Source organism: Plantactinospora veratri (assembly GCF_036421995.1).
GTDB lineage: Bacteria > Actinomycetota > Actinomycetes > Mycobacteriales > Micromonosporaceae > Plantactinospora > Plantactinospora veratri.
Window position 1 is genome coordinate 211,509 of the sequence record NZ_JAZGQL010000003.1, and the last position, 20,613, is coordinate 232,121.

Consider the following 20,613-nt stretch of genomic DNA (forward strand, 5'->3'; position numbering starts at 1 on the left):
GTCCCTTCCACCACCCGCGTTCGGCAGCAGAGGGAGTACGAGCATGAGCGGCGACCGGCTGGCCAGCCTCCTCGACGAGTACGCGGAGCTGGAACGGCGCCTCGCCGACCCGGCGATCCACGCCGACCAGGCCACCGCCCGCCGGGTGGGCCGACGGTTCGCCGAGCTGACCCCGTTGCACAAGGCCGCCGGTGAGCTGGAGCAGGCCCGGGCCGACCTCGCCGCCGCCCGCGAACTCGCCGCCGAGGAGCCGTCGTTCGCGGCCGAGGCGGAGTCGCTGGCCGAGGCGCTGCCCGCGCTGGAGGGCCGGCTCGCCGAACTGCTCATCCCGCGCGACCCGCACGACGCCAAGGACGTGATCCTGGAGATCAAGGCGGGCGAGGGCGGCGAGGAGTCCGCACTCTTCGCCGGTGACCTGCTCCGGATGTACCTGCGCTACGCCGAGCGGCACGGTTGGGCGACCGAGGTGCTCGACGCACAGGACTCCGACCTGGGCGGGGTGAAGGACGTCTCGCTCGCGGTGAAGGCCAAAGGGGTGCCCGAGGGCGGCAACGGGGTCTGGTCCCGGCTCAAGTGGGAGGGCGGCGTGCACCGGGTACAGCGGGTCCCGGTCACCGAGTCGCAGGGGCGGATCCACACCAGCGCGGCCGGCGTACTGGTGCTGCCGGAGGCCGAGGACGTCGACGTCACCATCGACCCGAACGAACTGCGGATCGACGTGTTCCGCTCCTCCGGGCCGGGCGGGCAGTCGGTGAACACCACCGACTCGGCGGTGCGGATCACTCACCTGCCGACCGGGATCGTGGTCTCCTGCCAGAACGAGAAGTCCCAGTTGCAGAACCGGGAGCAGGCGATGCGGATCCTCCGGGCCCGGCTGCTGGCCAACGCGCAGGAGCAGGCCGACGCCGCCGCCTCGGACGCCCGCCGCTCCCAGGTGCGTACGGTCGACCGCTCCGAGCGGATCCGGACGTACAACTTCCCGCAGAACCGGATCACCGACCACCGGATCGGCTACACGGCGTACAACCTCGACCTGGCGCTCGCCGGTGAGCTGGACGGGGTGCTCGACGCGCTCGCCGAGGCGGACCGCTCGGCCCGGCTGGCGGGCGAGACGGAGCTGTCCCGCCGCTGAGCCGCGCCCGGTCCCGCCGGCACCCGGCTCACCGGGCTGTCGCCGGCCCGGTCGTGGCCTGTGGTCGTGCCCGCGCGGCCAGCTCGAAGGCGGCGCGCAGCGCGTCCCGTGGCCCGGCGCCCGAGCCGTGCACCTCGGCGAAGCCGACACTCACCCCGACCCGGGTGCCGGGGACGATCGACTCCCAGTCCTCGGCGGCGACCGCCGCGCTGATCCGCCGGCCGACCTCACCCGCCTCGGTCATCCCGGCGCCCGGCAGCACCACCACGAACTCGTCGCCGCCGTACCGGGCCACGAAGTCGCCGCGCCGCATCACCCGGTTGATCACCCCGGCGATGCGTTGCAGCACCAGGTCGCCGCAGTGCCGGCCGTGCGCGGTGTTCACCGCCCGGAAACCGTCGAGGTCGCAGACACCGATCACGGCGCGCTCGCCCCGGCCGGCCATCCCGGCGACGTACCGCTCCAACCGGCGGCGGTTCGGCAGCCCGGTGAGCGGGTCGGTCAGCGCCTCGCCCTCGTGCCGGACCGCCTCCCGGCGCATCTCCTCGTGCTCGATCCGGGCCGCGATGCCGTCGACGTAGACGTCCCGGAGCCGGTCGTTGCGCTGGGTCGCCAGCCGGAACGCGTACCGGTCGGCCCGGTGCGCCGCCGCGTGGTCGCCGACCCCGGCGTACGCGAGGCTGGAGAGCCGGGCGTGCTCGGCCGCGCCGAGCGTCTCGGCCGAGACGTGCACCGTCTCCAGCCGGGCCAGCGCCTCGGCGGGCCGGCCGGCGGCGATCGCCAGGCACGCCCCGCCGAGCTGCCGCATGTCCCGGGTACGCGCGCTGTCCCCGCCGTTGCGGAGCAGCCGGTCGGGGTCGAGGTCCGGTACCGCCGACCGGCCGGTCGCGGCGCCGAGGGCGGCCCGGCGGGCGAGCGCGTACCCGTACGCCGCCCGGCTGCTCGGCCGCAACTGGCCCGCGGTGCCGGCCTCGACGAACCGTTCCAGGTCGCCGCCGACGTCCCTGAGGACCCGCAGGCAGCCGTCGCTGTCCCCGTGGTGGTCCAGCGCGACCGCGTTGCGCAGCCGGATGCCGGGTGCGGCGAAGGTCTCCTCGGGAATGCCGACGGCCAGCCCCAGCCGGCGGGCCCGCTCGATGGCGCCCAGCGCGTAGCCGTGGAAGCCGAGGTAGGAGTAGGCCATCGCCAGGTCGTGCCAGCCCCAGGCGGTCTCCCGGTCGGGCTCGTCCACCGAACCGAGTGCCCGGGCGCCCCGGACCAGGTGGGTGACGCAGCGGTCCAACGCGCCCTGGATGTGCGCGGCCAGCGCGGCCAGGGCGTGCAGGTGGCCGTGCAGGTAGGGGTCGGGCAGGTCCCGGGCGGCGTCGAACGCCTGCTCCACCGCCCGGGTGTATTCGGCGGTACGGCCCAGGTTGAGGATCGCGGAGAGCCGCTGGAGCAACGCCTCGGCCCGGGAGTAGAGGTCGTCGGTGGTGTCGAGCACGCGTTCGAAGATCAGGCACGCCTCGGCGGACCGGCTGCTCTCCATGAGGGAACGGGCGTGTCTCAACTCCTCGGCCCGGTCACCGACCCGGTCGAGCCAACTCACGCACAACCTCCATCGCCGTCGCCAGCCAGACCCCGTGAAAGTCGAGGAGCCGACCGGTCGCCCGGAGGCACGGTGCCCTCCGGGGACGCTCGACCGGTCTGAGCACCCAGTCGATCCGGGTCGGAAACGTGCCCGCGACGCGATGATTCCCGGCCGACGTTTCATGATTATGTCGTGACGCGTATTCCCCGGCATCCCCGTGAAGCGACAGAACGGACCCGACCGTCGGTCGCGGTCGCGGCGGCGACGTCCGCACTGGCCCGGGCCGGTGTCGGACCGGCCCGGACCGAGGCGGAGCTTCTGTTGGCGTACGTCCTCGGCGTGTCGCGTGGGGCGCTGGCCGTGGCCGGGCCGCTCACCGCCGAGCAGCGGGACCGGCTGGCGGAGCTGGTCGAGCGGCGTGTCCGGCACGAGCCGCTCCAGTACCTGCTCGGCTCGGCGGCGTTCCGCTACCTGGAGCTGGCGGTCGGCCCCGGGGTCTTCGTCCCCCGGCCCGAGACGGAACTGCTGGCCGGCTGGGGCATCGAGCAGGCCCGGCGGCTCGGCGGGCCCGGGACCGGCACCGAGCCGGCCGGCACCGAGCCGGCCGGCACCGAGCCGGCCGGCGGCGGACCGCTGGTGGTCGACCTGTGCAGCGGCAGCGGTGCGATCGCGCTCTCGGTCGCCGGGGAGGTGCCGGCGGCCCGGGTGGTCGCGGTGGAGCGGTCGGCGGCGGCGCTCGACTGGCTGCGCCGCAACGCCGCCGAGCGGGCCGCTGCCGGCGACCGGCCGATCGAGGTGGTGGCCGGGGACGTCGCCGACCCGGAGCTGCTGGCCGGGTACGCCGGCCGGGTGGACGTGCTGCTCTGCAACCCGCCGTACGTGCCGGACGGCACCCCGGTACCCCCGGACGTGGCCGGGCACGACCCGGCGGACGCGGTCTTCGGTGGCCCGGACGGGCTCGCCGTGATCCGGCTGGTACTCGACCGGGCGGCCCGGCTGCTGCGCCCCGGCGGGGTGTTCGGGGTGGAGCACGACGACACGCACGGTGCGGCGGTTCCGGAGCTGCTGCGTGCCGACGGCCGGTTCGTCGAGATCGCGGACCATTCCGACCTGGTCGGGCGGCCCCGTTTCGCCACCGCCCGCCGGGCCGACGCCGGCTCGTAACCGGCCGGAAGTCCCCGTGCCACGGTGGGCGCTCCGGCGTGGCAGACTGGCTCCTCGTGATGCTCTACGACTGCCGGTCGCTGGCGGACCGTGACCGAGGCATCGCCGCGGCCGTCGAGGCGGTCAAGAACGGCGAACTGGTCGTGATCCCGACCGACACGGTCTACGGGGTCGGCGCGGACGCGTTCACCCCCTACGCCGTCAAGGCGCTGCTCAACGCGAAGGGTCGGGACCGGCAGCATCCGCCGCCGGTGCTGGTCGGCTCCCGGCGCACGCTGGACGGGCTGGTCTTCATGCTGCCGAGCACCGCCCGGGACCTGGCCGACGCGTTCTGGCCCGGCGCGCTGACGATCGTCGTCGAGCACTCGCCGAGCCTCCAGTGGGACATCGGCGACACCGCCGGCACGGTCGCGGTGCGGATGCCGCTGCACCCGGTCGCCCTGGAGGTGCTCCGGGAGACCGGGCCGATGGCCGTCTCGTCGGCGAACAAGACCGGCCAGCCGGCGGCGGTGACCGCCGAGGAGGCGCGGGAGCAGCTCGGCTACGCGGTACGGGCCTACCTGGAGGCCGGGCCGTGTCCGGAGCCGGTGCCGAGCACCATCGTCGACGTCACCGGCGAGGTGCCCCGGGTGCTGCGCCAGGGCGCGATCCCGCTGGAGAAGCTCCGCGACGTCGTACCGGACATCCAGGGCCAGGTGACCTGAGTGCCGCCGTTCACGGTCCTGCACGTCTGCCTGGGCAACATCTGCCGGTCGCCGATGGCGGAGCGGCTGCTCGCGCTGGCCGTACGGGAACGGTTGGCCCGCCGGGGCGCGGCCGACACCGACGACGTCGACCGCCTGGTGCACAGCCACAGCGCCGGCACCGGCGGCTGGCACGCGGGTGAGGAGATGAACCCGCCGGCCGCCCGGCAGGTGCGCTCCCGGGGCGGGGACGTTGCCGACTTCGGCGCCCGCAAGCTCCGTTCGGAGCACATCGACGCGGCCGACCTGGTGTTGACCGCAACCGCCGACCAGCAGGAATACGTCGTGGCGCTGCGTCCCGACGCCGCCGACCGCACCTTCGTGCTCGGCGAGTTCGGCCGGCTGCTGCCCACCGTGGACGCCGCGGTCCTGCCCCCGGCCGACCTGGCCGACCCGGACGCGGTCTACGCCCGGGGAACCGCGCTGGTGGCCGCGGTGGCGGCGGCCCGGAGCGGGTCGTCCCCGCTGCCCGGCGACGACCTCGACGACCCGTGGGGCCGGGGCGACCAGTGTTTCAGTCGGGTCGCCGACGAGATCGAGGACGCCGTCCGGCCGCTCGCCGCCGTCCTGCTGCCCTGAGGCGGCGCAGCCGGCCTGCCCGTTGAGTCGGCGCAGCCGGCCTGCCCGGTGCGGCGACGCGGTGGGATTCCGCCGTCGTCACTCCGACTTGTGAATCTGATGCGGTTTGCGGTGAAACGGGTGCGGCGCCCGAAATCAGCCGTCAGGCTGACGGAGTCTCCGAGCCCGGCCGATTGTCCGGGTCGCGCCGATCGCTGTCCCGCCCGGGAGGTACCGCATGCTCCGGCTGCGGCTGAACCAGCTCTGGACCCTGACCCTGGCCGGAATCCTGGCCGGGACGATCCTGGCCGCCGCCGCGCTGCCGGCCTCGGTCCTGGCGGCGGTGGGGCTCAAGTCGATCGGCGCCCGCTACGAGGACCTGCCGCAGGACCTGCGTACCCCGCCGACGGCCCAGCGCTCCTACCTCTTCGCCGCCGACGGCCGTACCCCGATCACCTCGTTCTACGACGAGAACCGGACGAACGTGCCGCTGTCCCAGGTCGCCGAGGTGATGCGCCAGGCGACGGTGGCGGCCGAGGACGCCCGCTTCTACTCGCACGGCGGCGTCGACCTCAAGGGTGTGCTCCGGGCCGCGGTGGCGAACCGGGTGGGTGGGGAGGTGCGGCAGGGCGCCTCGACGCTGACCATGCAGTACGTCCGCAACGTGCTCAAGAGCGATCCCGGACTCACCGCCGAACAGCGTGCCGAGGCGACCGAGACCAGCGCCGGCCGCAAGATCCAGGAGATGCGGTACGCGCTCGCGCTGGAGCGCCGGCTCGGCAAGGACGAGATCCTCAGCCGCTACCTGAACATCGCCTACTTCGGTGCCGGGGCGTACGGCGTCGCCGCCGCCAGCCAGCGGTACTTCTCCAAGCCGGCCCGGCAGCTGACCCTGGCCGAGGCGGCCCTGCTGGCCGGGCTGGTCCGCTCGCCGGAGACGGACAGCCCGATCGGTGGCGACACCGAGGCCGCGCTGGCCCGCCGGGGCTACGTCCTGCGGCAGATGGCCGAGACCGGGGTGATCTCCGCCGAGACCGCCACCCGTACCCAGTCGGAGCCGATCAGGCTGCGGCCCGGCGCCGAGCCGAACGACTGCGCCGGCATCCCGGACGGGCGCTCCGACTGGGGCTTCTTCTGCGACTACTTCCGGCAGTGGTGGAACGCGAACCCGGCGTTCGGGCTCACCGTCGACGAGCGGCAGCAGACGCTGCGCCGGGGCGGCTACCGGATCACCACCTCGCTCGACCCGGCGATCCAGGCCACCGCGCTGCGCCAGACCCTGACCGTGTACGACTACGCCGACCGCCGGGCCGCGCCGATGGCCGTGGTGCAGCCCGGCACCGGCCGGGTACTCGCGCTCGCGGTCAACCGGCACTACTCGCTCGATCCCAACCCCCGGGGGCAGCGCAACCACCCGAACACGGTCAACCAGTTGATCGCCGGTGGCGGCGGTATCGACGGCTACCAGGCCGGCTCGACGTTCAAGATCTTCACCATGCTGGCCGCGCTGGAGGAGGGGATGCCGCTGGCCTCGGGCTATCTGGCACCGTCCCGGCTGGTGACCAGCTATCCGGTCGACGGGCCGAACGCCTGCGGCGGCTACTGGTGCCCGGCCAACGCCAACCCGGAGTGGATGAACGGCTACCGCACCATGTGGACCGGCTTCGGGCGGTCGGTCAACACCTACTTCGTGGCGCTGCAACAGCGGATCGGCGCGGACCGGGTGGTGGGGATGGCCGAGCGGCTGGGCATCGTGTTCCGGGCCGACGACGATGCGCGGCTGGCCACGTACGGGGCGAAGGGCTGGGGGGCGTTCACCCTCGGCGTGGCCGCCACCACGCCGCTGGATCTGGCGAACGCGTACGCGACGCTGGCGGCCGAGGGGACGTACTGCAAGCCGCTGCCGGTGCTCTCGATCGTCGACGCCACCGGTCGGGCGCTGCCTGCCGCCGCGCCGAGCTGCGGGAAGATGCTCAGGGCGGAGGTGGCGAGGGCGGCGACCGACGCGGCCCGTTGCCCGGTCGGCGGCCAGTCGGCGTACGCCCAGTGCGACGGCGGCAGCGCGCCCGAGGTGACGAGGATCCTCGGCGACCAGCCGGTGGCCGGCAAGACCGGCAGCGCGGAGGGGTACGCGACGGAGACCTTCGTCGGTTTCACCCCGCAGCTCGCGGCGGCGGCCATCGCCGCGAACCCGGACGACCCGAGTGACGCGGTCGGTCAGCCGGTGCAGCGGAAGGTCATCGCGGCGGTCGCCACGACCATGGCGATCGCGCTGAAGGGCAGCCCCCGCCGGGACTTCACGCCGCCGGGCCGGGAGATCACCTTCGGGGACGGACCGGGTGATCTCGGTCCCGCCCCGGCCGGCCCGGGCCCGGACCCGTTCGCTCCGGCTCCGCCCCCGGTGGTGCCGGTGCCCGTGCCGACGCCGCCGGCCCCACCACCCACCGCCGTGGTACCCCGGCCGACGCCGGTGCCGCCCCGGCCTACCGCCACCGTGCCGCGTCCGGTACGCCCGGTGCCGACCTCGCCCCGCCCGGTCGTACCCCGGCCGACGCGGCCGGCACCACCGCCGCCCACGTCCCGCTGACCGACCTGCCCGGCTGTCGCCGAGCGGCCCCCGACTCGTCGGTGGCTGCCGGCAGGTCGTCGGGCGCGCTCCGGGGTGCCCCCATAGACTCGGAGCCGGCCCAATGCCGAGCGCGACGAGAAGGTGCCGGGGTGAGCGAGCTAATCGAGCGGGCAGGTCGGCCCGGTGCGGCGGAGCCGACCTTCTGGGGGCCGGACTTCGACGAGCTGGCCGGCACCGATCCGGAGATCGCCGAGGTGCTGCTGGACGAACTCGACCGGCTGCGTGGCGGGTTGCAGTTGATCGCCAGCGAGAACCTCACCTCCCCGGCGGTACTGGCGGCGCTCGGCTCGACCCTGACCAACAAATACGCCGAGGGCTACCCGGGCCGGCGCTACTACGGCGGCTGCGCCGAGGTGGACCGGGCCGAGCAGATCGGCATCGACCGGGCCAAGGCACTCTTCGGGGCCGAGCACGCCAACCTCCAGCCGCACTCCGGGGCGAGCGCCAACCTGGCCGCCTACGCCGCACTGGTGCAGCCCGGCGACACGGTGCTGGCGATGGACCTGCCGCACGGCGGCCACCTGACCCACGGCAGCCGGGTCAACTTCTCCGGCAAGTGGTTCGCCCCGGTCGGCTACCAGGTGCGCCGGGACACCGAGCTGATCGACTACGACGAGGTACGCGAGCTGGCCCTGGCGCACCGGCCCAAAATGATCATCTGCGGCGCCACCGCGTACCCCCGGCTGATCGACTTCGCCCGGTTCCGGGAGATCGCCGACGAGGTCGACGCGTACCTCATGGTGGACGCGGCGCACTTCATCGGGCTGGTCGCCGGGCGGGCGATCCCGTCCCCGGTGCCGTACGCCGACGTGGTCTGCGCCACCGCGCACAAGGTGCTGCGCGGGCCGAGGGGCGGGATGATCCTGTGCCGGGAGTCACTCGCCGAGCGGGTCGACAAGGCGGTCTTCCCGTTCACCCAGGGCGGCCCGTTGATGCATTCGGTGGCGGCCAAGGCGGTCGCGCTGCGCGAAGCGGCGTCGCCGGCCTTCCAGGCGTACGCTGCCCAGGTGGTTTCGAACGCGCAGGCGCTGGCCGCCGCCCTCGCGGCGGAGGGGATGCGCCCGGTCTCCGGCGGCACCGACACCCATCTCGCGCTGATCGACCTGAGCGAGACCGGGATCACCGGCAGGGACGCCGAGGCGCGCTGCGACGCCGCCGCGATCACCCTGAACAAGAACGCCATCCCGTACGACCCGCAGAAGCCGATGGTCGCCTCCGGCATCCGGGTCGGCACTCCGAGCGTCACCACCCAGGGCATGGGCGGGGCGGAGATGCGCCGGATCGGTGAACTGATCTCCCGAGCCGTCCGGACCGACCCGGCCGCGCCCGGCGGTACCGCCGCCCTGGCGGAGATCCGTGCGGACGTCGCCGACCTGGTGACCGCGTTCCCGGCGTACCCCCGTGGTTGAGCGGGAGCCGGTCGAGGTGGCCGACCGGCCGGCGGAGCAGGACCGGACCGGCCCGGACGGACCCGCTGGGTCGCCGCCGGCCGGCGCTCCTGGCGCGGCGGACCGGCACTGGCGGCTGGCCCACCTGCCGGTGGTACTCGGGGCGTCGGTCGGCCTGCTGCTGCTGGCGACCGCGCTCGGTGGCCTGCTGGGCGGTGGAATCGGCGCGGTCGGAGCCGCGGCCGGGGTCGGTGTGGTCACGTTGAGTTATCTGGCCTCCACGCTGGTGATCGCCTGGGCCGACTCGGTCAACCCGGCCCTGGTGCTGCCGTTCGGCGTGGCGATGTACGTCGCCAAGTTCAGCGTGCTCGGCGTGGTGATGGCCGGGGTCGCCGGCCGGGGCTGGGCCGGGCTGGAGCCGTTCGGCTGGGGCGTCGTCGCCGGTGTGGTCGCCTGGACCGGCGCGAACATCTGGTGGATCGTCACCGTGCACGCCGTGCGGACGCACCGCCCGCCGCAGGCGTGATCCAGGTCACCCACCTCGGAGCGGACCTGCACCGAGTCCCGTGCACGGGACGGCACAGGAAACTGTCAGTGATCGGTCATTTTCCCGGTGGCGGAACCGGAGTAGCGTGCCCACAGACGACGCGCCCGCCCACCGGCCCACACAACCACGTTGTGCGGGGGGTGAGGCACAGCCTCGTATCCCCGGCTGATATCGTTCGCCCGTCATGACCGGTGACCAAACCCCCCAACCCCCCGGCGGCTCGGGCGCTCCCGAAGCCGGCGAGGGTTGGACCGCGCTGGCCTACCTCATCGGAGGTCTGGCGGTGTGGGGCTTCATCGGTTGGTTGGTCGACCAGTGGCTCGAAACCGATGGCCTGGCCACCGGGATCGGGTTCCTGCTCGGCGGGGCCGGGGGTGTCTACCTGGTCATCCGCCGGCTGGGCACCCCTAGCTAGGGAAGGGACGCGGTGATCGGACAGTCGACCATTCTCGCGGAGGATGGCAAGGTTCCGTTTCCACCCAGCGTGGAAGACTTCTTTCTGCCGAGCATCGTGCCGTGGGGCGGGCACAACTCATACTGGATCACCAAGTTCACGGCGCTGGTCTGGCTGGGTGTCGCGCTGCTGATCATTTTCTTCCTGGTCACATACCGGAAGCCGAAGCTGGTGCCGACGAAGGGCCAGTGGATCGCCGAGTCGATCTACGGATTCGTCCGGAACAACATCGCGGTCGACATGATCGGTCACCGGGGTGTGGCCTTCGCGCCGTACCTCACGACGCTCTTCCTCTTCATCTTCATCAACAACCTGTGGCAGATCATTCCGTTCGTGCAGATCTCGCCGATGGCGCACATCGCGTTTCCGGCGTTCCTGGCGATCATCAGTTACGTGATGTTCATCTGGGTCGGCATCCGGCACCACGGTTTCGGAAAGTTCTTCAAGCATTCGCTGATGCCGCCGGCGCCGTGGTTCATGCAGCCGCTGCTGATCCCGATCGAACTCTTCTCCACGTTCATCGCCCGGCCGGTGTCGCTGGCGCTGCGGTTGTTCGCCAACCTGTTCGCCGGGCACATCATCCTGCTGGTCTTCACCCTCGGCGGCTTCGTTCTGCTGAACTCGGAATCGTTCTTCCTGAAGCCGATCTCGGTGCTCTCCTGGGCGGTGTCGATCGCGATCACCTTCCTGGAGGCGCTGGTCATCGTCCTGCAGGCCTACATCTTCACCGTGCTGACCGCCAGCTACGTGCAGGGCGCGCTCGCCGACGAACACTGACCCGCACCCGACGAACACCGACCCGCACACAACCGCACACCCGTTGTCGTCCCGCGTGAGCCGTCACGCGTGATTTCAGGAGGAACCAACCAATGTTGTCGTCGACCCTCGCCGCCGTCGAAATTACCGGCAGCCTCAGCGCCATCGGCTACGGCCTCGCGGCCATCGGTCCGGGTATCGGTGTCGGCCTGGTCTTCAGCGCCTACATCCAGTCCACCGCCCGGCAGCCGGAGTCGTCCCGCATCACCCTGCCGTACGTCTGGATCGGCTTCGCCGTCATCGAGCTGCTGGCACTGCTGGGCATCGCCTTCGGCTACGCCTTCGGCGCATAACCGTCCCCTCGAAACGGGAGGTTCCGATGTACCTCATCTTCGCCGCGGAGGGCGGCACCGAGCACAACCCGATCATCCCGCTCTGGCAGGAGATCGTCGTTGGCTCGATCGCCTTCGCCATCCTCTGCTTCATGCTGATGAAGTTCGTCTTCCCGCGGATGGAGCAGACCTTCCAGGCTCGGGTGGACGCGATCGAGGGCGGGATCAAGCGCGCCGAGGCCGCCCAGGCCGAGGCCAACCAGCTCCTCGAGCAGTACCGTGCGCAGCTCGCCGAGGCGCGGACCGACGCGGCGAAGATCCGCGACGACGCCCGGGCCGACGCCGAGGGCATCCGGCAGGACGTCCTGGCCAAGGCCCGGGAGGAGTCCGACCGGATCATCCAGGCCGGCAAGGACCAGCTCGCCGCCGAGCGGGCCACCATCGTGCGCGAGCTGCGTACCGAGGTGGGCACGATCGCGGTCGACCTGGCCAGCCGGATCGTCGGTGAGTCGCTGGCCGACGAGGCCCGGCGCAAGGGCACCGTCGAGCGGTTCCTGACCGACCTGGAGAGCGTCGGCGCCGGCAACGGCTCGCCCAACGGCTCTGCCGTACGGACGAGCTGATGCAGGCCGCCAGCCGGGAGTCGTACGCCGCCGCACGGCAGCGTCTCGACGCGTACGCCGGCCAGACGGACGGGGAGCGGATCTCCGCCACCGGTGACGAGCTGGGGTCGGTCGCCGGCCTGCTGCGGCGGGAGCCGCGGCTGCGCCGGGCGCTCTCCGACCCGGCACGGTCCGGCGAGGACCGGGCCGCGCTGCTGGATTCGCTGGTCGGCGGCAAGGTCGGCGCGGACGCCAAGGAACTGCTCGGCGTGCTGGTCTCCGGCCGCTGGTCGGCGCCGTCCGAGCTGCTGGAGGCCACCGAGCGGCTCGGCGTGGAGGCGCTGCTGGCCAGCGCCGACCGGGCCGGCGAGCTGGGTGAGGTGGAGGACGAGCTGTTCCGCTTCGGTCAGGTGGTCGCCGCCGACGCGGAGCTGAGCAACACGCTCTCCGACCCGATCGCGCCGGTGGCGCAGCGGGCCGAGCTGACCGGCGCGCTGCTGCGCGACAAGGCGAGGCCGGTGACGGTCAAGCTGGTCGAGGTGGCGCTCGCCGGGTTCGGCGGGCGCTCTTTCTCCGGGGCACTCACCCGGCTGGTCGAACTGGCCGCCGACCGGCGGGACCGTCAGGTGGCGTACGTCACCGTCGCGGCCCCGCTGGCCGAGGAGGAGGAGCAACGGTTGGGGCGCAAGCTCGCCGCGCTATACGGTCGAGAGGTCACCGTCAAGCAGTCGGTGGATCCGACGGTGCTGGGCGGGCTGCGTGTCCAGATCGGCTCCGATCTCTACGACGGCACGATCCTGCGCCGCCTCACCGACACCAGAAACGCGCTCGCGCGGGGCTGAGCGACACCGACGCCTCATGCGCAGCGCCGAGAAAGACATCCACGCCGTTCCGGTTAACCGGGCCCTGAATAGAGGAAGAAGAGGATGGCCGAGCTGACCATCTCGTCGGAGGAGATCCGCGGCGCGCTGGAGCGCTACGTCTCCTCCTATTCGCCCGACGTCTCCCGTGAGGAGGTCGGCACCGTCGCCGACGCCGGTGACGGCATCGCCCACGTCGAGGGCCTCCCCTCGACCATGACCAACGAGCTGCTGGAGTTCGAGGACGGCACCCTCGGCCTGGCGCTCAACCTCGACGTCCGGGACATCGGCGTCGTGGTGCTCGGTGACTACGGCGGGATCGAGGAGGGCCAGCGGGTCAAGCGCACCGGCCGGGTCCTCTCGGTGCCGGTCGGCGACGCGTTCCTCGGCCGGGTGGTCAACCCGCTCGGCCAGCCGATCGACGGCCTCGGCGACATCGCCAACGAGGGCTACCGCGAGCTGGAGCTGCAGGCGCCGAACGTGATGGCCCGGCAGAGCGTCAACGAGGCGCTGCAGACCGGCATCAAGGCGATCGACGCGATGACCGCGATCGGCCGGGGCCAGCGGCAGCTCATCATCGGTGACCGGCGGACCGGCAAGACCACCGTCGCGCTGGACACCATCCTGAACCAGCGGGACAACTGGCGCTCCGGCGACCCGGCCAAGCAGGTCCGCTGCATCTACGTGGCGATCGGCCAGAAGGGCTCGACCATCGCCTCGGTGAAGGGCCTGCTGGAGGAGCAGGGCGCGATGGAGTACACCACCATCGTCGCCTCGCCCGCCTCCGACCCGGCCGGCTACAAGTACATCGCCCCGTACGCCGGCTCGGCCATCGGCCAGCACTGGATGTACGCCGGCAAGCACGTCCTGATCGTCTTCGACGACCTGACCAAGCAGGCCGAGGCGTACCGGGCCGTGTCGCTGCTGCTGCGCCGCCCGCCGGGCCGCGAGGCGTACCCGGGTGACGTCTTCTACCTGCACTCCCGGCTGCTGGAGCGCTGCGCGAAGCTCTCGGACGAGATGGGCGGCGGCTCGATGACGGGTCTGCCGATCATCGAGACCAAGGGCAACGACATCTCGGCGTTCATCCCGACCAACGTCATCTCGATCACCGACGGCCAGATCTTCCTGGAGACGGACCTGTTCAACCAGGGTGTCCGGCCGGCGATCAACGTCGGTACCTCGGTCTCCCGGGTCGGCGGTGCCGCCCAGGTGAAGCCGATGAAGAAGGTGGCCGGCCGGCTCCGGCTGGACCTGGCGCAGTACCGGGAGCTGGAGGCGTTCGCCGCGCTCGCCTCCGACCTGGACAAGGCCTCCCAGGACCAGCTCAGCCGGGGCGCGCGCCTGGTCGAGCTGCTCAAGCAGAGCAACTACTCGCCGTTCCCGGTGCAGGAGCAGGTGGTCTCGGTCTGGATCGGCACCGAGGGCAAGCTGGACGACGTGCCGATCGGCGAGGTCCGGCGCTTCGAGTCGGAGTTCCTGGAGTTCCTCCGCCACCAGTACAAGCCGACGATGCAGTCGATCGCGGACAACAACTGGGACGACGACATCATCAACGCGCTGAACGAGGCGGTCGCCCGGTTCAAGCAGATGTTCCTCGGCAAGGAGGACGAGGTGCGGATCAACGAGGCACCGGCCGAGGCGATGGAGGGCGAGCAGGACCGGGAGACCGTGACCCGGTACCGCGACAGCGCGCCCGCCCAGGCCGAGAAGCAGTAGGGCCGACCGGTGGCTGCCCAGGTACGCGTTCTTCGTCAACGGATCCGCTCGGCGAAGTCGATGAAGAAGATCACCAAGGCGATGGAGCTCGTCGCGACGAGCCGGCTGGCCAAGGCCCAGTCCCGGGTCGCGGCCTCGTTGCCGTACGCCCAGGCCATCACCGGCGTGCTCACCGCGCTGGCCTCCAACGCGGCCATCGACCACCCGCTGCTCAGCGCCCGGCCGAAGGTCCGCCGGGCCGGGGTGGTCGTGGTCACCAGCGACCGGGGCCTGGCCGGCGGTTACACCTCCAACGCGATCAAGGCGGCGGAGTCGCTGATCGCCCGGCTGAAGGCCGACGGCAAGGAGCCGGTGCTCTACGTCATCGGCCGCAAGGGCGTCGGCTTCTACCGGTTCCGCCAGCGGAAGGTGGAGGCGAGCTGGACCGGCTTCTCCGAGCAGCCGACCTTCGCCGATGCCAAGCAGGTTGGCGAGACGCTGATCAAGGCGTTCGTCTCCGGCGCGGACGACATGGAGGGTGGTGACCCGGGGATCGACGGCGTGCTCGGCGTCGACGAGCTGCACATCGTCTACACGCAGTTCAAGTCGCTGATGTCGCAGACCCCGGTGGCCCGGATCATCGGCCCGATGGAGGTCGAGGACCGGCCGCGCTCCGAGGCGAAGGGGCTGCTGCCGGCGTACGAGTTCGAGCCCGAGGCGGACGCGCTGCTCGACGCGCTGCTGCCGAAATACATCAACACGCGGATCTACGCGGCGTTGCTCGAGTCGGCGGCCAGCGAGTCGGCCTCGCGTCGTCGGGCGATGAAGAGTGCGACGGACAACGCCGAAGAAATGATCGAGACCTACACGCGTGAGATGAACTCGGCCCGTCAGGCCGGGATCACCCAGGAGATCAGTGAGATCGTCGGCGGCGCGAACGCGCTGGCCGCGTCGGGAAGTGAAGTGTGATGACTGCTCCTTCAGAGACCAAGACCGCGACGGGCCGCGTGGTCCGGGTCATCGGCCCGGTCGTCGACGCCGAGTTCCCGCGCGACGCCATGCCGGAGATCTTCAACGCTCTCAAGGTGGACGTGACCCTCTCCGGTGGCGAGAAGACGCTGACCCTGGAGGTCGCCCAGCACCTGGGCGACAACATGGTCCGGACGATCTCGATGCAGCCGACCGACGGTCTGGTCCGGGGCACCGAGGTCCGGGACACCGGCTCGCCGATCACGGTGCCGGTCGGTGACGCGGTCAAGGGCCGGGTCTTCAACACCATCGGTGAGGTGCTCAACCTCAAGGAGGGCGAGACCTTCGAGGCGGCCGACCGCTGGCAGATCCACCGCAAGGCCCCGGCCTTCGCGGACCTGGAGCCGAAGACCGAGATGCTGGAGACCGGCATCAAGGTCATCGACCTGCTCGCCCCGTACGTCAAGGGCGGCAAGATCGGCCTGTTCGGCGGTGCCGGCGTGGGCAAGACGGTGCTGATCCAGGAAATGATCACCCGGGTCGCGAACAACTTCGGTGGTACCTCGGTCTTCGCCGGGGTGGGTGAGCGGACCCGTGAGGGCAACGACCTCATCCACGAGATGACCGAGTCCGGCGTCATCGACAAGACGGCGCTGGTCTACGGCCAGATGGACGAGCCGCCGGGCACCCGGCTCCGGGTGGCGCTCTCCGCGCTGACCATGGCGGAGTACTTCCGGGACGTGAACAAGCAGGAAGTGCTGCTCTTCATCGACAACATCTTCCGGTTCACCCAGGCCGGTTCGGAGGTCTCCACCCTGCTCGGCCGGATGCCGAGCGCGGTGGGTTACCAGCCGACCCTGGCCGACGAGATGGGCGAGCTCCAGGAGCGGATCACCTCGGTCCGGGGCCAGGCGATCACCTCGATGCAGGCGATCTACGTGCCGGCGGACGACTACACCGACCCGGCGCCGGCCACCACCTTCGCCCACCTGGACGCCACCACCAACCTGGAGCGGTCGATCTCCGACAAGGGCATCTACCCGGCGGTGGACCCGCTGGCGTCCTCGTCCCGGATCCTCGCGCCGGAGTTCGTCGGCGCCGAGCACTTCGCGGTCGCCTCCGAGGTGAAGCGGATTCTCCAGCGCTACAAGGACCTCCAGGACATCATCGCCATCCTCGGTATCGAGGAGCTCTCGGAAGAGGACAAGCTCACCGTCGGCCGGGCCCGCCGGATCGAGCGCTTCCTCTCCCAGAACACGTACGCGGCCGAGGTCTTCACCGGCATCAAGGGCTCGTACGTGCCGGTCAAGGACACCGTCGAGGCGTTCCGGAAGATCAGCGAGGGTGAGTACGACCACTTCCCCGAGCAGGCCTTCTTCATGTGCGGCGGGCTCGACGACCTGGAGCGCAACGCCCGCGAGCTGATGAAGGACTAGTTCGCGGCGATCACTCAGACAGCCGCACCGGCAACCGCCGGTGCGGCTGTCGTCGTCTTCACCCGCTGTTCACCCGGGTGCCTGGTTGATTTGTTCGTTCTTGATCTGGTTCCGGTGCTTTGGTGACGCAGCTTCGCCGGGTACCGTCGTGGGCGGCCCGCGACCTCCCGGCCGGCCGGCGACGTCTCGCCGCTCCGTGTCGGCGCTGGTCACGGGCGCGACGAACGGAGATGTCTGGTGGGTGAAGGCGGCAGGGGCGTGGGTCGGTCGGGCGGCAGCGCCCACCGGCTGGGCCGGCAGCGGGGCGACTCTTCCGGCTACCCCGGCGCCGCAGCGGTGCCGGAGCGGGGGTCCGAGGGCGGCCGGCGGCGGCGGAACAGGTCCCGCGCGCCCCGCTGGGCCCGGGTCTGCACGATGCTCGGTGCCCTGCTGGTGCTGGTCAGCGGCGCCGGGCTGGTCGGCTTCGAGGCCGTACTCGCCCGGTACGAGGGGGCGGTACAGGAGGCCGACCTCTTCGGCGACGAGGCGGCCGGCACGGTGCCGGAGAAGAAGTCGGACATCAAGGGTCCGTTGAACATCCTGCTGGTCGGGATCGACCCACGTACCAAGGAATGGTCGCCGCTGGCCGACTCGATCATGGTGCTGCACGTGAACGAGACACTGGACTCGGCGTACCTCTTCTCGCTGCCCCGGGACCTGTTGGTGCGGATCCCGGCCTTCGACAAGGCCGACTACCACGGCGGTACGGAGAAGCTCAACGCCGCGATGGCGCACGGCAGCAAGGTGCCCGGCGCGAAGCTGCCGAGCGCCGCCCAGGGCTTCGAACTGCTCTCCAAGACCGTCTCGGAGGTCACCGGCATCCAGCGCTTCGACGCCGGGGCGATCATCAATTTCAACGGCTTCCAGAAGATCGTCGACGCGATGGGTGGCGTCGACATGTACATCGACACGAACGTCAAGTCGGAACACCGCCAGCCGAACGGCAAGATGCGCACCCTGAAGCCGGGTGGCGGCGGCTACACCGGGCCGCAGGCGCAGTACAAGAAGGGTGACGCGCACCTGTCCGGCTGGCAGGCGCTGGACTACGTCCGGCAGCGGTACGGCCTGCCCAACGGTGACTACGACCGGCAGCGGCACCAGCAGCAGTTCGTCCGGGCCATGGCCGACCAGGCGCTGAGCAAGGACGTGGTGACCAACCCGATCAAGCTGGACTCGGTGCTCCGGGCGGCCGGCGAGTCACTGATCTTCAACGGCCGCGGTCACGACCTGGTGGAGTTCGCCTTCGCGCTGCGCGGGCTCCGGTCGGACTCGATCCAGATGATCAAGTTGCCCGGTGGCGGGGTCATCGAGGGCGGCTCCTACCAGGGCGAGCGGTTCCAGCCGGTCGCCGAGGAGTTCTTCGCCTCGATCCGGGCCGGCACCGTCGACAGCTTCGTCATCAACAATCCCGAACTCCTGAACAGGGCCAGGTAGCCGCCGGGCACCGGAGTCGGCCCGGGGGAGCCGTCTCCGGCCACCGCGGGTCGATCGGGTACCGGCGACACAGGCACCAGGATCCATCGCTAGTCTCTGCAACATTTCCGCCCCGTCGGCCCGTCTCTATTGACGGGCGCAGAATTCCGCGAGGCGCGCGACGGATGGAGACGCAGTGAGCGAGGGTGGCAAGGGCGCTGGCCGGTCCACCAGGGGGACGGGTCGGCCGGCACGCGGCCGGGACGGTGGCGCCGGGCTGATCGACGACAGTTCGGTGGGCGACCTGTCCAGCGGCGCGCGGCCGATCAGGGAGGGCCGGCGCAAGAAGTCCTCCGTGCCGACCTGGGCCCGGCTCTGCACGATCCTCGGTGCCGTACTGGTGGTGCTCAGCGGCGGCGTGCTGGTCGGCCTGGAGGCGGTGCTGGCCCGGTTCGAGGGCGCGGTGACCGAGGAGGATCTCTTCGGTGACCAGGCCGCCGGGGCGCCGGTGGCGGAGAAGAAGTCGGACATCAAGGGCCCGTTGAACATCCTGCTGGTCGGCATCGACCCGCGGAAGCCGGAGACGCCGCCGCTGGCCGACTCGATCATGGTGTTGCACGTGACCGAGACGCTGGACTCGGCGTACCTCTTCTCGCTCCCCCGGGACCTGCTGGTCGACATCCCCCGGTTCGACAAGGCCGATTTCCCCGGTGACCGGACGAAGCTGAACGCCGCGATGTCGTACGGCAGCAAGGTGCCCGGCGAGAAGCTGCCGAGCGCGGCCCAGGGCTTCGAACTCCTCTCCCTGACGGTCTCGAAGGTGACCGGGATCAAGCGGTTCGACGCGGGCGCCATCATCAACTTCGGCGGCTTCCTGAAGATCGTCGACGCGATGGGCGGCGTCACGATGTACATCGACCAGAACGTCAAGTCGGAGCACCGCCGCCCGGACGGTACGCACCGGACGCTGAAGCCCGGCGGTGGCGGCTACCTCGGCCCGCAGGCGCAGTACAAGAAGGGCACCCGGCACCTGGAGGGGTGGCAGGCGCTGGACTACGTCCGGCAGCGGTACCCGGAGAACGGGGTGACCGACGGTGACTACGGTCGGCAGCGGCACCAGCAGCAGTTCGTCCGGGCCATGGCCGACCAGGCGCTGAGCAAGGACGTGGTGACCAACCCGCTCAAGCTGGACAAGGTGATCCAGGCGGCCGGCAAGTCGCTGATCTTCAGTGGTCGCGGGCACAAGCTGATCGACTTCGGCTTCGCGCTGCGCAACCTGAGGTCCGACTCGATCCAGATGATCAAGTTGCCGGGCGGTGGTGTCGGCACCGGCAGCAACTACAAGGGTGAGCGGTTCCAGCCGATCGCGAGCGAGTTCTTCGCCTCGATCAAGGCCGGCACCGTGGACAGCTTTGTGATCAACAACCCGGAGTTGTTGAACAAACTCAAGTGAGCGGTCCCGGACGGAGCCACCCGGCTGGGGGCGGCGGCGGGAGCCGGACTAGACTTTCCCCAATCCCGCCGCCGCAGCAAGGAGACAGCGTGGCACAGCTTCAGGTCGAACTCGTCGCCGTCGAGGAAAAGATCTGGACGGGCGAGGCCGAGATGGTCGTCGCACGGACGACCGAGGGCGAGCTCGGAGTGCTGCCGGGACACGCGCCGCTGCTCGGGCAGCTCGCCGAGCCCGGTCAGGTACGCATCAAGTTGGCCGGCGGCGAGCAGTTGACCTACGACGTGAACGGCGGCTTCCTCTCGGTGACCGGATCCGGCGTCACGGTCCTGGCCGAGAGCGCCAGCCCGGCGACCGAGTCCACGAGCCGCTGACCCGACACGTCGATGCTGGTCTTGCGTTGGATCGGAATCGGCGTCCTGGTGCTGCTCCTCGCGGTTGCGGCCCTCTTCGCCCGGCGTGCCCTGATGGCCCGTTCCGGTGGCATCATCCGGCTCAGCGTGCGGGTCTCGACGATCCTCGACGGCCGCGGCTGGTCGCCGGGCTTCGCCCGGTTCGCCGAGACCGAACTCCGCTGGTACCGGATGTTCAGCTTCGCGCTCCGGCCGAAGCGGGTGCTTTTGCGGCGGGGCCTCGCGGTGGAGCATCGGCGGCTGCCGGAGGGGCAGGAGCGGCTCATCATGCCCGCCGACTGGGTGATCCTGCGATGTGTCAGTCACCAGGCACCCGTGGAGATCGCTATGGCGAAGTCCACGGTCACCGGCTTTCTCTCCTGGCTTGAGTCCGCCCCTCCGGGGGCGGTTTCTCATTTGGTCCTACGCGACTGACGGTCCCACCCGACTGACGGTCCCACCCGACCGAGCCCGAGCGGCC

General features: G+C 71.2%; 20 protein-coding genes. 19 read left to right on the forward strand and 1 reads right to left on the reverse strand.

Annotation, left to right across the window (positions count from 1 at the left end):
* Positions 1–43: 43 nt before the first annotated feature.
* A complete protein-coding gene (gene prfA / locus V1634_RS04265) occupies positions 44–1,132 on the forward strand; it encodes a peptide chain release factor 1 (RefSeq protein WP_331206410.1) in 1,089 nt (362 codons plus the stop codon).
* A 28-nt stretch (positions 1,133–1,160) separates the two neighbouring features.
* On the opposite strand, the gene V1634_RS04270 is transcribed toward prfA, so the two are convergent.
* Positions 1,161–2,720, reverse strand: coding sequence for a GGDEF domain-containing protein (locus tag V1634_RS04270; protein ID WP_331206411.1), 1,560 nt, complete (start codon positions 2,718–2,720; stop codon positions 1,161–1,163).
* Between the two features lie 174 nt (positions 2,721–2,894).
* Here V1634_RS04270 and prmC point away from each other — a divergent pair, with 174 nt between their 5' ends.
* The 18 genes from prmC to V1634_RS04360 all read left to right on the forward strand — a co-directional run bounded on the left by prmC (position 2,895) and on the right by V1634_RS04360 (position 20,567).
* Complete coding sequence (gene prmC / locus V1634_RS04275; RefSeq protein ID WP_331206412.1) at positions 2,895–3,866, forward strand: peptide chain release factor N(5)-glutamine methyltransferase; 972 nt, start codon at positions 2,895–2,897, stop codon at positions 3,864–3,866.
* 59 nt (positions 3,867–3,925) lie between these two features.
* Complete coding sequence (locus tag V1634_RS04280) at positions 3,926–4,570, forward strand: L-threonylcarbamoyladenylate synthase (RefSeq protein ID WP_107264210.1); 645 nt, start codon at positions 3,926–3,928, stop codon at positions 4,568–4,570.
* Entirely contained in the window at positions 4,571–5,188 is a 618-nt protein-coding gene (locus tag V1634_RS04285; RefSeq protein WP_331206413.1) for an arsenate reductase/protein-tyrosine-phosphatase family protein, read from the forward strand.
* Between the two features lie 217 nt (positions 5,189–5,405).
* Positions 5,406–7,754 (forward strand): transglycosylase domain-containing protein, encoded by a 2,349-nt coding sequence (locus V1634_RS04290; RefSeq protein ID WP_407951710.1) that lies wholly within the window; start codon positions 5,406–5,408, stop codon positions 7,752–7,754.
* Positions 7,755–7,885: 131 nt separating this feature from the next.
* Positions 7,886–9,205 carry a serine hydroxymethyltransferase gene (locus V1634_RS04295; RefSeq protein WP_331206414.1) on the forward strand — a complete coding sequence of 440 codons (1,320 nt, stop codon included), beginning with the start codon at positions 7,886–7,888 and terminating at the stop codon, positions 9,203–9,205.
* Entirely contained in the window at positions 9,198–9,710 is a 513-nt protein-coding gene (locus V1634_RS04300) for a hypothetical protein (protein WP_407951711.1), read from the forward strand. Before V1634_RS04295 ends, V1634_RS04300 begins: the two co-directional genes overlap by 8 nt.
* Before the next feature lie 205 nt (positions 9,711–9,915).
* Positions 9,916–10,146, forward strand: a complete 231-nt coding sequence (locus V1634_RS04305; RefSeq protein ID WP_107260460.1) for an AtpZ/AtpI family protein — start codon at positions 9,916–9,918, stop codon at positions 10,144–10,146.
* Between the two features lie 12 nt (positions 10,147–10,158).
* A complete protein-coding gene (gene atpB, locus V1634_RS04310; protein ID WP_331206415.1) occupies positions 10,159–10,962 on the forward strand; it encodes a F0F1 ATP synthase subunit A in 804 nt (267 codons plus the stop codon).
* A 92-nt stretch (positions 10,963–11,054) separates the two neighbouring features.
* Entirely contained in the window at positions 11,055–11,294 is a 240-nt protein-coding gene (locus tag V1634_RS04315) for an ATP synthase subunit c family protein (protein ID WP_107268707.1), read from the forward strand.
* A gap of 26 nt (positions 11,295–11,320) precedes the next feature.
* Entirely contained in the window at positions 11,321–11,896 is a 576-nt protein-coding gene (locus V1634_RS04320; RefSeq protein ID WP_331206416.1) for a F0F1 ATP synthase subunit B, read from the forward strand.
* Entirely contained in the window at positions 11,896–12,717 is an 822-nt protein-coding gene (locus tag V1634_RS04325; protein ID WP_331206417.1) for a F0F1 ATP synthase subunit delta, read from the forward strand. Before V1634_RS04320 ends, V1634_RS04325 begins: the two co-directional genes overlap by 1 nt.
* Before the next feature lie 84 nt (positions 12,718–12,801).
* Positions 12,802–14,454, forward strand: a complete 1,653-nt coding sequence (gene atpA / locus V1634_RS04330) for a F0F1 ATP synthase subunit alpha (RefSeq protein ID WP_331206418.1) — start codon at positions 12,802–12,804, stop codon at positions 14,452–14,454.
* A gap of 9 nt (positions 14,455–14,463) precedes the next feature.
* Positions 14,464–15,402 (forward strand): F0F1 ATP synthase subunit gamma, encoded by a 939-nt coding sequence (locus tag V1634_RS04335; protein ID WP_331206419.1) that lies wholly within the window; start codon positions 14,464–14,466, stop codon positions 15,400–15,402.
* Positions 15,402–16,838, forward strand: coding sequence for a F0F1 ATP synthase subunit beta (gene atpD / locus V1634_RS04340; RefSeq protein WP_331206420.1), 1,437 nt, complete (start codon positions 15,402–15,404; stop codon positions 16,836–16,838). The genes V1634_RS04335 and atpD overlap by 1 nt, the downstream gene beginning before the upstream one ends.
* Positions 16,839–17,174: 336 nt before the next feature.
* Positions 17,175–18,311, forward strand: coding sequence for an LCP family protein (locus V1634_RS04345; RefSeq protein ID WP_331206514.1), 1,137 nt, complete (start codon positions 17,175–17,177; stop codon positions 18,309–18,311).
* Between the two features lie 283 nt (positions 18,312–18,594).
* Positions 18,595–19,743, forward strand: a complete 1,149-nt coding sequence (locus V1634_RS04350) for an LCP family protein (protein ID WP_407951718.1) — start codon at positions 18,595–18,597, stop codon at positions 19,741–19,743.
* Between the two features lie 89 nt (positions 19,744–19,832).
* On the forward strand, positions 19,833–20,114 hold the full coding sequence (locus V1634_RS04355) for a F0F1 ATP synthase subunit epsilon (protein WP_331206421.1): 282 nt from the start codon (positions 19,833–19,835) through the stop codon (positions 20,112–20,114).
* 12 nt (positions 20,115–20,126) lie between these two features.
* Complete coding sequence (locus V1634_RS04360) at positions 20,127–20,567, forward strand: DUF2550 domain-containing protein (protein ID WP_331206422.1); 441 nt, start codon at positions 20,127–20,129, stop codon at positions 20,565–20,567.
* Positions 20,568–20,613: the final 46 nt, after the last annotated feature.

Coding starts and splice junctions, on each gene's coding strand:
- prfA (WP_331206410.1), top strand. CDS start 44: ATGAGCGGCGACCGGCTGGCCAGCCTCCTCGACGAGTACGCGGAGCTG.
- V1634_RS04280 (WP_107264210.1), top strand. CDS start 3,926: ATGCTCTACGACTGCCGGTCGCTGGCGGACCGTGACCGAGGCATCGCC.
- V1634_RS04290 (WP_407951710.1), top strand. CDS start 5,406: ATGCTCCGGCTGCGGCTGAACCAGCTCTGGACCCTGACCCTGGCCGGA.
- V1634_RS04305 (WP_107260460.1), top strand. CDS start 9,916: ATGACCGGTGACCAAACCCCCCAACCCCCCGGCGGCTCGGGCGCTCCC.
- V1634_RS04315 (WP_107268707.1), top strand. CDS start 11,055: ATGTTGTCGTCGACCCTCGCCGCCGTCGAAATTACCGGCAGCCTCAGC.
- V1634_RS04320 (WP_331206416.1), top strand. CDS start 11,321: ATGTACCTCATCTTCGCCGCGGAGGGCGGCACCGAGCACAACCCGATC.
- V1634_RS04325 (WP_331206417.1), top strand. CDS start 11,896: ATGCAGGCCGCCAGCCGGGAGTCGTACGCCGCCGCACGGCAGCGTCTC.
- atpA (WP_331206418.1), top strand. CDS start 12,802: ATGGCCGAGCTGACCATCTCGTCGGAGGAGATCCGCGGCGCGCTGGAG.
- atpD (WP_331206420.1), top strand. CDS start 15,402: ATGACTGCTCCTTCAGAGACCAAGACCGCGACGGGCCGCGTGGTCCGG.
- V1634_RS04360 (WP_331206422.1), top strand. CDS start 20,127: ATGCTGGTCTTGCGTTGGATCGGAATCGGCGTCCTGGTGCTGCTCCTC.